Annotated in this window: 12 protein-coding genes and 1 pseudogene; 8 read left to right on the forward strand and 5 right to left on the reverse strand. The window is 65.9% G+C overall.

Features of this window, described 5'->3' with window-relative positions; genetic code table 11:
- Positions 1-18: 18 nt before the first annotated feature.
- A complete protein-coding gene (locus ACXJKM_RS08370) occupies positions 19-474 on the forward strand; it encodes a c-type cytochrome (RefSeq protein WP_457351572.1) in 456 nt (151 codons plus the stop codon).
- On the forward strand, positions 474-1,151 hold the full coding sequence (locus tag ACXJKM_RS08375; protein ID WP_457351574.1) for a lectin: 678 nt from the start codon (positions 474-476) through the stop codon (positions 1,149-1,151). The genes ACXJKM_RS08370 and ACXJKM_RS08375 overlap by 1 nt, the downstream gene beginning before the upstream one ends.
- Before the next feature lie 53 nt (positions 1,152-1,204).
- On the opposite strand, the gene ACXJKM_RS08380 is transcribed toward ACXJKM_RS08375, so the two are convergent.
- Positions 1,205-2,005, reverse strand: a complete 801-nt coding sequence (locus ACXJKM_RS08380) for a substrate-binding periplasmic protein (protein WP_457351576.1) — start codon at positions 2,003-2,005, stop codon at positions 1,205-1,207.
- A 154-nt stretch (positions 2,006-2,159) separates the two neighbouring features.
- Between ACXJKM_RS08380 and ACXJKM_RS08385 the strand changes: the two genes are divergently transcribed.
- Positions 2,160-2,435, forward strand: coding sequence for a hypothetical protein (locus ACXJKM_RS08385; RefSeq protein ID WP_457351578.1), 276 nt, complete (start codon positions 2,160-2,162; stop codon positions 2,433-2,435).
- A gap of 141 nt (positions 2,436-2,576) precedes the next feature.
- Positions 2,577-3,101, forward strand: a complete 525-nt coding sequence (locus tag ACXJKM_RS08390; protein WP_457351580.1) for a hypothetical protein — start codon at positions 2,577-2,579, stop codon at positions 3,099-3,101.
- A 272-nt stretch (positions 3,102-3,373) separates the two neighbouring features.
- Here the strand turns inward: ACXJKM_RS08390 and ACXJKM_RS08395 are convergent, their stop codons facing one another.
- Both ACXJKM_RS08395 and ACXJKM_RS08400 read right to left on the reverse strand, forming a co-directional pair.
- Positions 3,374-3,730, reverse strand: coding sequence for a DUF2200 domain-containing protein (locus ACXJKM_RS08395; protein WP_457351582.1), 357 nt, complete (start codon positions 3,728-3,730; stop codon positions 3,374-3,376).
- Positions 3,731-3,806: 76 nt separating this feature from the next.
- The gene (locus ACXJKM_RS08400; protein WP_056193099.1) at positions 3,807-4,445 is read right to left on the reverse strand and encodes a zinc metalloprotease; all 639 of its coding nucleotides are present in this window, start codon (positions 4,443-4,445) and stop codon (positions 3,807-3,809) included.
- 170 nt (positions 4,446-4,615) lie between these two features.
- Here ACXJKM_RS08400 and ACXJKM_RS08405 point away from each other — a divergent pair, with 170 nt between their 5' ends.
- Both ACXJKM_RS08405 and ACXJKM_RS08410 read left to right on the forward strand, forming a co-directional pair.
- On the forward strand, positions 4,616-9,430 hold the full coding sequence (locus ACXJKM_RS08405) for an NAD-glutamate dehydrogenase (protein ID WP_457351584.1): 4,815 nt from the start codon (positions 4,616-4,618) through the stop codon (positions 9,428-9,430).
- A 50-nt stretch (positions 9,431-9,480) separates the two neighbouring features.
- Entirely contained in the window at positions 9,481-9,819 is a 339-nt protein-coding gene (locus ACXJKM_RS08410; protein WP_056193102.1) for a thioredoxin family protein, read from the forward strand.
- Here the strand turns inward: ACXJKM_RS08410 and ACXJKM_RS08415 are convergent.
- Positions 9,816-10,244: a VOC family protein gene (locus tag ACXJKM_RS08415; protein ID WP_457351586.1), complete on the reverse strand. Its 429-nt coding sequence runs from the start codon at positions 10,242-10,244 to the stop codon at positions 9,816-9,818. The genes ACXJKM_RS08410 and ACXJKM_RS08415 overlap by 4 nt on opposite strands.
- A 218-nt stretch (positions 10,245-10,462) precedes the next feature.
- Here ACXJKM_RS08415 and ACXJKM_RS08420 point away from each other — a divergent pair, with 218 nt between their 5' ends.
- Positions 10,463-10,717: a hypothetical protein gene (locus ACXJKM_RS08420; protein ID WP_457351588.1), complete on the forward strand. Its 255-nt coding sequence runs from the start codon at positions 10,463-10,465 to the stop codon at positions 10,715-10,717.
- An 18-nt stretch (positions 10,718-10,735) separates the two neighbouring features.
- On the opposite strand, the pseudogene ACXJKM_RS08425 reads toward ACXJKM_RS08420, so the two are convergent.
- Positions 10,736-11,208: pseudogene (locus ACXJKM_RS08425) on the reverse strand (AAC(3)-I family aminoglycoside N-acetyltransferase).
- Between the two features lie 195 nt (positions 11,209-11,403).
- On the opposite strand from ACXJKM_RS08425, the gene ACXJKM_RS08430 reads away from it, so the two are divergent.
- Positions 11,404-13,992: a cellulase family glycosylhydrolase gene (locus ACXJKM_RS08430; RefSeq protein WP_457351590.1), complete on the forward strand. Its 2,589-nt coding sequence runs from the start codon at positions 11,404-11,406 to the stop codon at positions 13,990-13,992.
- Positions 13,993-14,013 lie beyond the last annotated feature (21 nt).

A 14,013-nucleotide genomic window follows, 5' to 3' on the forward strand; every position in this document is an offset into this window, starting at 1 on the left:
CAACCACCCACCACAACGATGAAACGACTCCTCATCATCACAGCCGCACTGCTCGCCAACACCGCCCAGGCCCAGCAGGCCCCCAAGCCCGAGCAGCTCATCAAGTGGCGCCAGTCGGCCTACCAGGTCATCGGCTGGAACACCGGCCGCGTCAAGGCCAACGTCGACGGCACGTACAACAAGGACGACGTCATCCGCGCAGCCAACACGATTGCCGCGGTTGCCAACGGCGGCCTGCCCTCGCTGTTCCCGGCTTCCACCGAAACCGGCAAGGGCTGGCATGACACCAGCGTCAAGCCGACGCTCTTCAGCGACGCCGCCGGTGCCGCCGCCGCCCAGGCCGCCTTCGGCAAGGAAGCCAATGAGCTCGCGCGCGTCGCCCAGGGCGGCGACGTGGCCGCCATCAAGGCCCAGCTCGCCGCGCTGCAGAAGACCTGCAAGGCCTGCCACGACGACTACAGGAACAGCAACTGATGAAGGCTCTACTTTGCTCCGCCGCCCTGCTCGCCGCTGTCGGCGTCCAGGCCCAGACCCCGCCTGCAGCGGCCGCCAGCGCGCCGCCGCCGCCACCCTTCACCTTCTTCGTCACCAGCACCGGCGGCGGCAACGGCGCCAACTACGGCGGCCTCCAAGGCGCCGATGCCCATTGCCAGAAGCTCGCCGAGTCCGTGGGCAACCCCTACAAGACCTGGCGCGCCTACCTCAGCACGCAAGGCGCCGGCGCTGTCAACGCCCGCGACCGCATCGGCAAGGGCCCATGGACCAATGTGCGCGGCCAGGTCATCGCCCGCGACGTCGGCCACCTGCACGGCGACACGCTGGAGCAGGCCCAACTCGGCAGCAACCTGACCCGCAACACGGCACTCACCGAAAAGGGCGAGCGTCCCAAAGCCGCTGGCGACACGCCCAACGAGCACGACATCGTCACCGGCTCCACGCCCGAAGGCCGTGCCTTCCCCGAGGGTGCCGACAAGACCTGCCGCAACTACTCGTCGGGCGCCGAGGATGGCTCGGTGCAGCTCGGCCATTTCGATCGCACCGGCGGCGGCAATGCCTCCTGGAACTCCGCCCACGCCAGCCGCGGCTGCAGCCAGCCCAAGCTGGTAGCGACGGGTGGCGCGGGCCTGCTCTACTGCTTCGCGGCCAACTGAAGATGTAAAGGCCGGTGGCGCCCGCCATCGCCTTCTTCAATGGACCGACCGGTTCAGGGCAGGGAACTCAGCGCCTCGGCACGGGTCAGGTAAGCGCTGAAGATCCTGTAGAGGGTGCCGTCCGCCCGCATGGCCGCGACGGCATCCTGGATCTTGCGGGCGTCGCTTTCGCGGACCCTGGCCTTGGAAAGCGCGAAGCCCGCGGCGTAGTTGTCGTCCGGGAAGGCATCGATGACCGTGACCCGGCCCTCCAGCTTGCTGTCCGCAAGAATTCGCCCCCACACGACAGGTTCGGACAGAAAGGCCGCGTCACGCCCCAGCGCGACGAGCCTGGCCGCCATGTTGGCGTCGGCGTACTCGTCCACCCGCCCCTGCTGGCGCAGCTTGGCGATCCACTGGTCCCACTGCGGGCCGTGTCTGAATCCCTTGACGACCGCCAGGCGCAGATCGCTGTGCTCGGCGAACGCCTCCAGCGTAGGGACCGGGTAGGGCAGGCCTTCGCGAACCAGCAGCCGGTTGCGCCCGCTCATGTAGATCACGAAGCGCGCAAACCCGTTGCGCTCGTCCGTCTCGATGGCCGACACCGTCATGTCAAGGCTGCCACGGGCCAGGTCGGCCCAGGTGCGGACCCGGGCGTCCACGAAAGTCTCGAACTTACAGCCGGTCCGACGGCCCACTTCATCGACGATATCGACGTCAATGCCCGCCGGGCTCAGCCCCGCACGCCGAAAGGCCAGTGAACCATATTCATACAAGGCGACACGGTACGGCCCGCACGCGACCGGCTGCGCCAGCGCCTGCGCACTGGCTGCGGCCAACCAACCCGCCGTCACCCACATCCTGACCTTGCCCATGCCTTCACTGCCCATCAAAGCTGGGCCAAGTATCTATTGGCGGCGGGGAGGCAGCGCATGGCGCCGCATTCGCTGACATCTTTGGCCTTGCCCGTGATTGAAACCGTGGAGGGCGGCTTAGCAGTGAAAGCGGGCGAGGTATTAGCATCTTCATATGAGTGACCGAATTCAACTCGCGGCCGCCAGCAATACGCTTGCACCAGCACTAGCAGTCCTAGTCCGCAAGGGCTACGTCGTGTCGCGCGAAGGTGACGGCTATCGGGCGGACAGCTCGACACGGCAGTTGCAGGCGGACGATCCACTGCAACTACTTGGGCTGGCAGCCATGCTCGATGAGCGCGGTGCCTCTTGGCAGCCAACTGATGAAGAGGTCGAAGCCATTCTCCAATTGGAGCTAGAGGGGCCTGACCAAGATTCGCTTCCAGCCTGAAGGCGACGGCCGCTCCGCAACGCGACCGATCATGCGCCGGGAGGCTCACGCTGCCCAAGAGCGGGCACGCAACTTTGGATTGCGCCGCCACAATCAGCATGTACGACAAGGGAGCATCATGACTTCGCCTAATGATTTTTCATGAGCTGGCAGCCAGCGCGGCGAAGTCTGCTGGGTCGAGTTGCGATCGCGGGCTTTGTGGTGGTGATCACCGCCTTAGTCTTCAGACTCGGCATCAGCATCGTGAGCCCCGCGCCTCAAGGCGACGAACGGGAAGCCGAAGAGTTGAACGTATACGAGGCGGTGCTGCGCTATCAGTTCCTCTACAACGCATCTGCCCAGCGAGCAGATGCGAAGGTGTACTGCTTGACGGTTGCCCGATTGGATCCGGACGATGCCTTCTTGCGGCGCTTTGCCGGTCATCACGTGCCGGTAAAGAATGCCTCGGCCTGCAACATCAACGGCCACGGCGTCTTTGATAGGGCAACAGGTGCTTTGGGACTAGAACTGCACGTTGATACGGTGACATGGGTGTCAGGCCAGGAGGTGACGGTGAGCGGCGGCTATTTCGAGGGCTCGCTCAGCGCTTCGAGCAACGTCTATCGCCTGAGGAAGAAGGATCACAGGTGGACAGTCGTTGGGGACCGGCTGCACTTGATCTCCTGAACATCAAGGCACCACCGGCGAAGGCCCGTGAAGAAAAAGTGAACGTCGTTTTCAATGTTTTATTGGCGCTCTGTGCTTCTGGGTCGGATGGGTGCGTGCAATGTTGGGAATAACTCGCTCGCACTCGTTTGCGCCGCCGTTCTTGGCCGGCATCCTGGCCAGCGTTCTTCTTGCCCTTTACCCCAACGATGAGGCGGCGGGTCCGCTATCAGCCGAGGCTGTGTGTGAGAACGCGTCAACGGACCTGCGAGCGCCCCGCCGGATTGCACCCGTCACGACGGCTGCCTCAGGATCTTCTCCATCGCCCTGCCCTTGGCGAGTTCGTCGATGAGCTTGTCCAGGTAGCGCAGCTTCTGCATCAGCGGGTCTTCGATCTCTTCCACCCGGATGCCGCACACCACGCCCTTGATGAGGGCCACGCTGGGATTCAGTGCCGGCGCCTGGGCAAAGAAGGTCTCGAAGTCCGTGGACTGGTCAAGTTGCCGCTGCAAGCCTGCGGCGTCATAGCCGGTGAGCCAATGGATGATGCGGTCGACCTCATCCTTGGTCCGGCCCTTGGCCTCGGCCTTGCGGATGTACAGCGGGTACACCCTGGCAAAGGGCATGCTGAAGATACGGTGGCCGGCCATCGTCATTGCTCCTGCGGATTCAAGGGGTCGACGGGCGATGCTGACACAAGCACCGTTCTACAGGCCGCGGTCGGCTTCACTTGGCGACTCCCCGCACCTTCATCGTGTGCGTGAGGCTCATCCGGTCGATGTCGTCGATGGACATGATCGGCGCATACATCAGGTCGGTTGGGTCGGTGGTCCGCGTCCAGCCCAGCTTCATCTCGCCGACGATGCGCATCAGCATCTTCTGCAGGCGCAGACCGATGAGCTCCGCCGACGCGGGCTTGCCGTCCTTGCTGGCTCCCAGTCGGGCCAGGGACAGCACCGAAGTGCGGGCCATGGGGCTGTGGGCCGAGTACTGGAACCGGAAGTTGCGCTCGCGCGAGTTGATGTCCCGGTCCGTGACCACGATGAAATAGGTCCGCGGGCCGGCGTCCTGCAGCCGTTTCGCGAGCGTTGTACCAAAGGCCAGATAGTCCTCGACCGCGTACTGTTGGGTGCCGGGGATGGGGTCGGCCACGCCCGAGGGCATCAGCAGCGAGGCCTTGACCCACACACCGGCTTCCTGGGTCAGCGATCGGGCGACGCCGGCCGCGAACTGCTCGGGAATGCCGTCGGTGGGGATCACGTACAGCGCCACCGCGTCCACCGGGCTGGATGGCACGAGGCGGTCCGGCTGCGCGTTCGCCAGCAAGGGGATGAGCAGCGAGAGCAGGAGGACGCGACGGTGCATGCGATGCCTGGGTCTGGGGGTGGCGGGTGGCTGGCATGGTGCCACGACCCAAGATGCGCTGGAAGCGTGTCCAGGCAGGCGTAACCTCCGCTTGTCAACACTTGGCACGGCGCTGCTGGCGCGCGAACATGCCCGGCGACTTGATGCAAACAAAGCGGCAGGAGACAAGCATGCTGGTGCAGACAACCCCCTCGGGCCCGCGGGCCGAGCGCATGGACGAAGTCGTCAAGCTGGTGCGCGCCAAGACCAGCGCCGACCAGCGCGAAACGCTGGCGGATTTCGTGCAGCGCTACTTCGGCCAGGTCGACCCGCAGGAGCTGGCCGAGCGCCAGGTGGCCGACCTGTACGGCGCGGCGGTGTCGCACTGGAGCTTTGCCCGCAAGCGCGAGGTCGGCCGCGCGCGGGTGCGGGTGTTCAACCCGACGATTGCCGAGCACGGCTGGCAGTCGACCCACACCGTCATCGAGATCGTCAACGACGACATGCCCTTCCTCGTCGACTCGGTGACGATGGAGGTCAATCGCCACGGGTTGACGCTGCACCTGATCATCCATCCGCTGATGGCGGTGAACCGCGACGGCGACGGCACGCTGCAGGGGATGGCGGCCGACGGTGTGCGCGAATCCTTCATCCATGTGGAGGTCGACCGCATTCCCGAGCCGGCCCGGCTGGACGCCCTCGCGGCCGACGTGAGCCGTGTGCTCGACGATGTGCGCTCTGCCGTGGCCGGCTGGCGCGCCATGCGCCAGCGCATGCAGGACATCGTCGATGAGCTGGAGCAGCAGGCGCCGCCGCTGCCGGCCGACGAGTTGGCCGAGGGCCTGGACTTCCTGCGCTGGCTGGGCGACAACCATTTCACCTTCCTGGGCTACCGCCGCCACGGCCTGGCCAGTGTCGACGGGCAGGACGTGCTGACCGTCGTACCCGATTCGAGCCTGGGCATCCTGCACGACGTGGCCTCGCTGGATGCGGTGGCCGCCTTTGCCGCCCTGCCGGCCGAGGTGCGTGCCCAGGTGCGCCGGCCCGAGCTGCTGGTCGTGACGAAGTCGACTGCGCGCTCCACCGTGCACCGGCCGGGCTACCTGGACTACGTGGCCGTCAAGCGCTTCGGCCCCGACGGCGCAGTCGTCGGCGAGGACCGCTTCCTGGGCCTGTTCACCTCCACTGCCTACAGCGCCAACCCGGCCGACATCCCGCTGCTGCGGCGCAAGGTGGCCGACGTGGTCGCGCGCGCCGGCTTCACGCCGGGCGGCCATGCCGGCAAGGCCCTGATCAACATCCTCGAGACCTATCCGCGTGACGAGCTGTTCCAGACCAGCAACGACGACCTGCTGCAGACGGCGGTGGGGATCCTGCACCTGGGCGAGCGCCAGCGCTTCCGCCTGTTCGTGCGGCGCGACCCCTTCCAGCGCTTCCTGTCCTGCCTGATCTACGCGCCGCGCGAGCACTACACGACCGAGTTGCGCCAGAAGTGGCAGGCCATCCTGCTGCAGGCCTTCAACGGCAGCGGCTCGGAGTTCAACGTGCACCTGTCGGAATCGGTGCTGGCGCGCATCCAGATGACGATACGCACCCAGCCGGGCCAGATCCCCGCCTTCGATGTGCGTGAGCTGGAAGCGCGCCTGGCCTCGGCCGCGCGGCGCTGGGACGACGACCTGAAGACGGCGCTGGTTGAGGCGACCGGCGAGGCCCGCGGCATCCAGTTGCTGCGCCAGTTCGGCAGCGCCTTCCCCGCCTCGTACCGGGAAGAGTTCGAGGCCCGCGCGGCGGTGCCCGACGTCGAGCTGATGACTCGGCTCACTGATGCCGAACCGCTGGGCATGAACCTGTACCGCCCGCTCGAGGCGCCGCCCGGCCATCTGCGCTTCAAGCTGTTGCGCCGCGGCGAGCCGCTGACGTTGTCGAACAGCCTGCCGATGCTGGAGCACATGGGCATGAAGGTGCTCGACGAGCATCCCTATCGCATCGCGCCGCTGGACTCGGCGCCGATCTGGATCCACGACTTCGGGCTGATGGGCAGCGCCGACGCCGAGGTCGAAGTGGCCGCGCTGCACCAGGTGTTCGAGAACGCCTTCGCCGCCGTGCTGCGTGGCGAGGTGGAGGACGACGACTTCAACCGCCTCGTCGTGGCGGCACGCCTGACGGCCGAACAGATCGTCGTGCTGCGCGCCTATGCGAAGTACATGCGGCAGATCGGCTTTGCACTGTCGCAGTCCTTCATCGAGGCCACGCTGGCCGCGCACGCGCCGATCGCCGCCCAGCTCGCCCGTCTTTTCGAATTGCGCTTCGACCCGGCCGGTGGCGCCAATGCCGAAGCCCAGGCCGCGGAGCAGGTCAAGGCCATCACGGCCGCGCTGGAACAGGTCGAGAACCTGTCGGAGGATCGCGTGCTGCGCCAATACCTGGCGCTGATGCTCGCCACGACGCGCACGAACTTCTGGCGCCGCGATGCGGCAGGCCAGCGGCGCAGCTTCCTGTCGTTCAAGTTCGATTCGTCCAAGGTGCCGGGCCTGCCCGCTCCGAAGCCGATGTTCGAGATCTTTGTCTACTCGCCCCGCTTCGAAGGCGTGCATTTGCGCGGCGGCCGGGTGGCGCGCGGCGGCCTGCGCTGGTCGGACCGGCCGGAGGATTTCCGCACCGAGGTGCTGGGCCTGGTGAAGGCGCAGATGGTGAAGAACACCGTCATCGTGCCGGTGGGGTCCAAGGGTGGCTTCGTGCTGAAGAAGGCGCCGCCGTCCAGCGACCGCGAGGCCTTCATGAAGGAGGGCGTGGCCTGCTACCAGAACTACCTGCGCGGCCTGCTGGACATCACCGACAACCGCGTGGGCGACAAGATCGTGCCGCCGCCGCAGGTGCGCCGCTATGACCAGGACGACCCCTATCTGGTCGTCGCCGCCGACAAGGGCACCGCGACCTTCTCCGACTACGCCAACGGCATCAGCAAGGAGTACGGCTTCTGGCTCGGGGACGCCTTCGCTTCCGGCGGCTCGGTCGGCTACGACCACAAGGCCATGGGCATCACCGCACGCGGCGCCTGGGAGTCCGTCAAGCGGCACTTCCGCGAGATGGGCGTCGACACGCAGACCACCGGCTTCACGGTGGCCGGCGTGGGCGACATGTCGGGTGACGTGTTTGGCAACGGCATGCTGCTGTCGCGCCACATCCGCCTGCTGGCGGCCTTCGACCACCGTCACATCTTCCTGGACCCGACCCCCGATGCGGAAAGCTCGTTTGTCGAGCGCGAGCGCATGTTCAAGCTGCCGCGCTCATCCTGGGCCGACTACAACGCCAGCCTGATCTCGGCGGGCGGCGGTGTGCATGCGCGCAGCGCCAAGTCCATTCCGATCACGCCCGAGGTGAAGCAGGCGCTGGGCATCACGGCCGACGCGATGACGCCAACCGAGCTGGTCAACGCCATCCTGAAAGCGCCGGTCGACCTCATCTACAACGGCGGCATCGGCACCTATGTGAAGGCCTCGACCGAAACCCACGCCCAGGTCGGCGACCGCGCGAACGACGCACTGCGCGTCAACGGCGGCGAGCTGCGCTGCAAGGTGTTTGCGGAGGGCGGGAACCTCGGGTGCACGCAGCGCGGGCGCATCGAGTACGCGCTGGCCGGCGGTCGCATCAACACAGACGCCATTGACAACTCGGCCGGCGTCGACACCTCCGACCACGAGGTCAACATCAAGATCCTGCTCGGCCTGGCCGTCAGCGAGGGCGAGCTGACCGACAAGCAGCGCAACACGCTGCTGCCGCAGATGACCGACGACGTGGCGGCGCTGGTGCTGCGCGACAACGTCTTCCAGACCCAGGTGCTGTCGGTCACCAGCCACATGGCACCGCAGCTGATGGACGCGCAGGCGCGCTTCATGCAGTACCTGGAGAAGGGCGAGCGGCTGGACCGCGCGATCGAATACCTGCCGTCCAACGAGGAGATCGCCGACCGGCGCGGCAAGGGCCAGGGCCTGACCGGCCCGGAGCGGGCGGTGCTGCTGGCCTACAGCAAGATCTGGCTCTACGACGAGCTGCTCGGCTCCACCCTGCCCGACGACCCCTGGGTGTCGACGGCACTGGTGCGCTACTTCCCGGCGCTGCTGCAGGACAAGTTCAGCAGCTATATGCAGCGCCACCCGCTCAAGCGGGAGATCATCGCCACGCACGTCACCAACAGCATGGTCAACCGGGTCGGCAGCACCTTCGTGCACCGCCTGCTGGAGACCACCGGCGCGCGCGCCTTCGAGATCGTGCGCGCCTACCTGCTGAGCCGCGAGATCTTCGGCATGGTGAGCCTGTGGCAGGGCATCGAGGCGCTGGACAACAAGGTGGCCGACGAGCTGCAGTCGCGCATGCTGATCGACACCAGCCGCCAGCTTGAGCGCGGCACCAAGTGGTTCCTGCGCTCCCACCGGCTGGTGGACGACATGGGCGCGACCATCGAGCATTTCACATCCAACGTCACCAAGCTCGCCGCGCGCCTGCCGCAGCTGCTGGATGCCGACGAGCGTGCGCGCGTCGACGCCGCGGCGGCCAGCTACGTCGCGGGCGGCGTGCCGCGTGAACTGGCCGAACGCGTGGTCACCTTCGGCACGCTGTACGCGACGCTGGACATCGCCGAGATCGCCGGCAGCGCCCGCTGGCCGGTCGAGTTGGTGGCGGCCATCTACTTCGATCTAGCCAACCGCCTGGGCATGCCCTGGCTGCGCGACAAGATCACCGCCCTGCCCGGCGACCAGCACTGGCAGATGCTCGCCAAGGGCGCCATGCTCGACGATCTGTGGGGCCTGCAGCGCTCCATCACCGGCGCGGTGCTGGCCGGCGGCGGCAACCACGATTCGCCCGACGCCCTGGTCGAGGCCTGGCAGGCCAGCAACGGCCGCACCATCGAACGCGCGGAGCAGTTGCTGGGTGAGCTGCGCGCGGTGCCGGCGCCGGACGCGGCGATGCTGTCGGTCGCGTTGCGGGAGTTGCGTGGCTTGACCTAGCTAGGCATCGCGTTTGCCGTGGCTGGTCGACATGGCTGCAGGAGATCCCGATGAGCCCTCCCTATTCCAGTGACGAACCACCCCGCGCCGAGGTCGACGCCATGGCTGGCAGCACCGTGCTCGAATTCGGCGCCAACTGGTGCGGCATCTGCCAGGCCGCGCAGCGAACCATCGGCGACGCGCTGACGGCACATGCCGGCGCACCGCTGCGCCACCTGAAGATCGAGGACGGCCCCGGGCGGCCACTGGGCCGCTCGTTCCGCATCAAGCTGTGGCCGACGCTGGTGATGCTGCAGGACGGGCGGGAGGTCGCGCGTGTCGTGCGGCCCGGCGGCACACGCGAGATCGCCGAGGCGCTGGCAGGGCTTGGCGGCAGCCGGAACGGCTAGAAAGTCAACTTGACCGAGTCCGCGCTGCGCTGGGCCACGCCATGGAAGACCGCCTCGATGTTGTTGCCGTCGGGGTCGATGACGAAGGCGGCGTAGTAGCCCGGGTGATAGGGCCGCTCGCCCGGCGCACCGTTGTCCTTGCCGCCAGCCGCCAACGCGGCCTTGTGGAAGGCATCGACGGCGGCTTTGCCCTTGGCCTGGAAAGCCAGGTGCACGCGCCCGGTCAGGTCGCCTTGCGCGGCTTTGCTGTCGGCGGTCGAAACGAAGAGTTCATCCGCCCAGAAGAAGCTGTCGCCGGTGCCACCGATGGGAATCTCCAGCACCTTGAAGACCGCCTCGTAGAAACGCTGGCTGGCGGCCAGGTCGCGCACGACGAGTTGGATGTGATCGACCAGCCGGCCGCGGTGCAGTTCCTGGGTTTCCATGGGTGTTCCAGTGCCGGGTGAGTGGAAGAGCCATGTTAGGAGCCAGCTCCCGCCATGAGTGTTTCAACAGGATTCAGGCCCGGTCGAGCCGACCCGTCCGTCCCACAAATCCGCAGTTCATCCGCTCCCGGCGGCGATCCATCGCCTGGCGCTCGCGGCAAGGGCCCCGGTTGCAGACACTGCAATCACTGACACAGCCAACCCCACCGGAGCCCACCATGAACACCGCCGCCAAGACCTTCGTCATCGCCATCGCCTCTGTGGCCGCCGCTGCCGCCATGGGCGTGGGCCTGGCCAACCACACCGCGACGCCGGCGACCGAGATCGTGAAGCTGGAGCGCGTGGTTGTGGTCGGCAAGCGTGCCGATGCGACGGTGGTCGCCAAGCTGCCGCGCGTCGTCGTCGAAGGGCATCGCAGCGCGCCGGCCGAAACGGCGGTAGCCGCAGCCCAGACGGCCGTCTGGCTTGTCTGAAACCCGCGCGGCTGTCAGTCACCCACCCGCCGCTGGCGGGTTTTCTTTTTTTCGGTCTGCAGGCTCGATGTCGAAGTGCAGGACGTCTTCCCGGACGCCCAACTTGCTGTAAAGCGCAATCGCCGGATCATCGCCGTGATCGGCCTGCACGAAGATGACGTAGAACCCTCGAGCCGCTGCAGCTCTCGGATCATGGCTGTCGCGATGCCCTGCCGCCGATGGTGCTCGGACACCGCCAGGTCGTAGATGTAGAACTCCGAGCGCTGCTGCTCGAACTTGGGCAGCACGTAGCCTGCCAGTCCGCCCACCACATCGTCTCCATCCAGCGCGCAGATCGCGATGAAGGTCTGGCTGCTCAGCAGTTGGCTGAGATAACCATCTTCCGGTTGCCACCTTGAGTAGGTCGACACGTCGTCAAAAGCTTGCCCGAAGAGAACAAGCATGCGGCGCATCAAGGGCAAGTCGTCTGCGCAGAGAACTCGGATGGCCATGGTGCTGGACATTGGTAGATGTGGCCGCGCCATTCTGCGCCTCGCAAATAATGGAACCGATTCCATTCATCAACCCGGGAAAATACTGAAAGTGTCCAGCCCCCAAGGACGCTCCCCCACGCATTGTTGACAGGATCTCAGCCCGTCTTGGATACTTGATTGGAACCGGTTCCAATCTATAAACGGAGACAAGACGTGGCAAAACGATGGTTCGTGGGAGGCGCCGCCTCGCGCCTGGGCAGTTCCGCGCGTGACGCTTTACTCGGCGGCGTGATGGGCGCGGCGCTGCTGGCCGGTTGTGGCGGCGGTGGAGGCTCCGGCAGCAACGCAACCGTTCCATCACCCAGTACACCTCCTGTCACCAGCGAAGGCCTCACCCTGCTGAAAACCGACGGCACCCAGTGGGTCAACGCCAGCGGCAAGCAGGTCTTGCTCAAGGGCACCAACCTCGGCAACTGGCTGGTGCAGGAATTCTGGATGATGGGCCAGGGCGGCAATGGCGTGACCGACCAATGCACCCTCGAAGCCAAGCTGACCGAGCGCTTTGGCTATGACGAGAAGGAGCGCCTGATCAAGCTCTTCCGCGACAGCTGGATCACCACGCGCGACTGGGACCAACTGCAGGCCTTCGGCTTCAACATCGTCCGCCTGCCCATCCTGTGGAGCGTCATCGAAGACGAGAAGAAGCCCAAGACCCTGCGCGCGGATGCCTGGAAGTATCTGGACTGGAGCATCGCCGAGGCCAGGAAGCGCGGCATCTACGTGATCCTTGACCTGCACGGCGCTCCCGGCGGCCAAACGCCCAACGATCACACGGGTTGCGCCGGCCAGAACAAATACTGGACCGATGCCGAAGCGCAGGAGCGCATCAAGTGGCTGTGGCAGCAGATCGCGACCAGGTACAAGGACGAGCCTGTGGTTGCGGCCTACGACCCCCTCAACGAGCCCTGGGGCTCCACCGCCGAAGCCATGGTGGCGCGCGTCGAGGAGCTGTACAAAACCATCCGCGCCATCGATGACAAGCACATCGTGCTGCTGCCCAGCCACTACGGCAGCATCGACGGCTATGGCAACCCGACAGCCAAGGGCTTCACCAACGTCGCCTTCGAGATCCACCCCTACCCCGGCCTGTTTGGTGACAGGCCTGGCGATTCGCCCTACATGATCCACCGCGACTGGCTGCGCTGCGGGTCGGCGGGCACCGCCGGTGTCTGCGCCTACAACAAGCAGGTCAGCGATCTGAAGCTCCCTCTGCTCGTGGGTGAGTTTCAACCCTGGCAGGGTGCGGGCCTGGACCTGGGCGGCCAGATCGGCCGTGCCACCTACGACACCTATGCCAGCTACGGCTGGGCGTCCACCTCCTGGGCCTACAAGCTGGTCAGCCCGGCGGGCGGCTCAGGCAAAGGCACCTGGGGCATGGTCACCAACGCCGTCAACAGCAACTTCGACACCGGCGTGGGCCTGGTGGCCAAGGCCAGCACCTGGGATTGCGCGGGCTGGGATTCCGGCTTCAGCAATGCCTGCGCGGTGAAGGCAGCAACCATCAAGGTGGGCGGCACCGGCCGCAAGACCTATTACTTCGTCATCAAGAGCGGCGCTTCGGGAGGCAGCAATCCCGATGTGAGCTTTGACAAGATCAGCATCACCAACACCGCCACCAATGCCGAGCTCATCACCAACGGCGGCTTCGGCTCGAACACCGGCTGGACCGAGCTGACCATCAGCGGCAAGTTGAACCTGGACTTCAACGCATCGGCCGCGGGCAAGAGCCCGACCGGCAGTGAAGGTGCCCTACTGCGCCTGACCCGCCCGGACGGCGTCACCGGTGAGATCAATGGTGGCGTCTACCAGGCCATCACGCTCGAAGGCGGCCAGACCTATGCATTGAACGGCGTATTCAAGGACAACGGCAGTGCCAACACCTGGGCCGAGATGTACCTGCTCGACAAGGAGCCGGTGCAGGGCAAGGACGTCATCGACATGAATGGCAAGGTGGATTTCACCACCGCCACCGTGGCTGAAATTGAAGCCCTGTTCAAGAGCTACGCCACTCAGGCGTATGACGTGCACTCAGGCCTGGCCCAGTGGATGGTGAGCAGCACCGCGCCGGAAGTGTTCCAGTTGCCGGCGCGCCCCAGCAGCCTGAAGCTGACCGAAGGCAATAACAGCAACGCGCTCAGTTGGAACGCAAGTACCGATGCCAAGGTCACAGGCTACAACGTGTATCGCGCGATCGGCGCCGGCGGCGCTTTCGCCAAGCTCGCCGAAAAAGTCACCACCGCCACCTACACGGACGCCACCGCGGCCACTGGCACGACCTATTACTACGTGGTGACTGCACTGACCGCGGCCAACGAAAGCTATTACAGCGACGCCGCAAGCACCGCCGACCTCGCGGTGCCGGTACCTGCGACCCTGCAGGCTGAGGCCTTCACGGGCATGAACGGCGTCCAGACCGAGACCTGCACCGACACCGGCGGCGGCCAGGACGTCGGCTACTTTGATCCCGACGACTACATCGAATTCAAGATCAACGTGGCCGCCGCTGGCAACTTCACCATCGACTACCGCTTGGCGAGCGCCAATGGCAGCACCGGTTTTGAAGTCTGGGTTGATGGCGCCAAAGCTGTCGATGTCATGGCCGTTCCCAACACCGGTGGCTGGCAAACCTGGGCCACCAAAACCAGCACCAGTTTCGCCATGACAGCCGGCAGCCACGCCCTGCGCCTGAAATCCATCGGCAAGGAGTGGAATCTGAACTGGCTGAAGGTGAACGCGCAGTAAAGATCTCCAGACGAAGTCAAT

This window comes from Roseateles sp. P5_D6 (assembly GCF_054049415.1).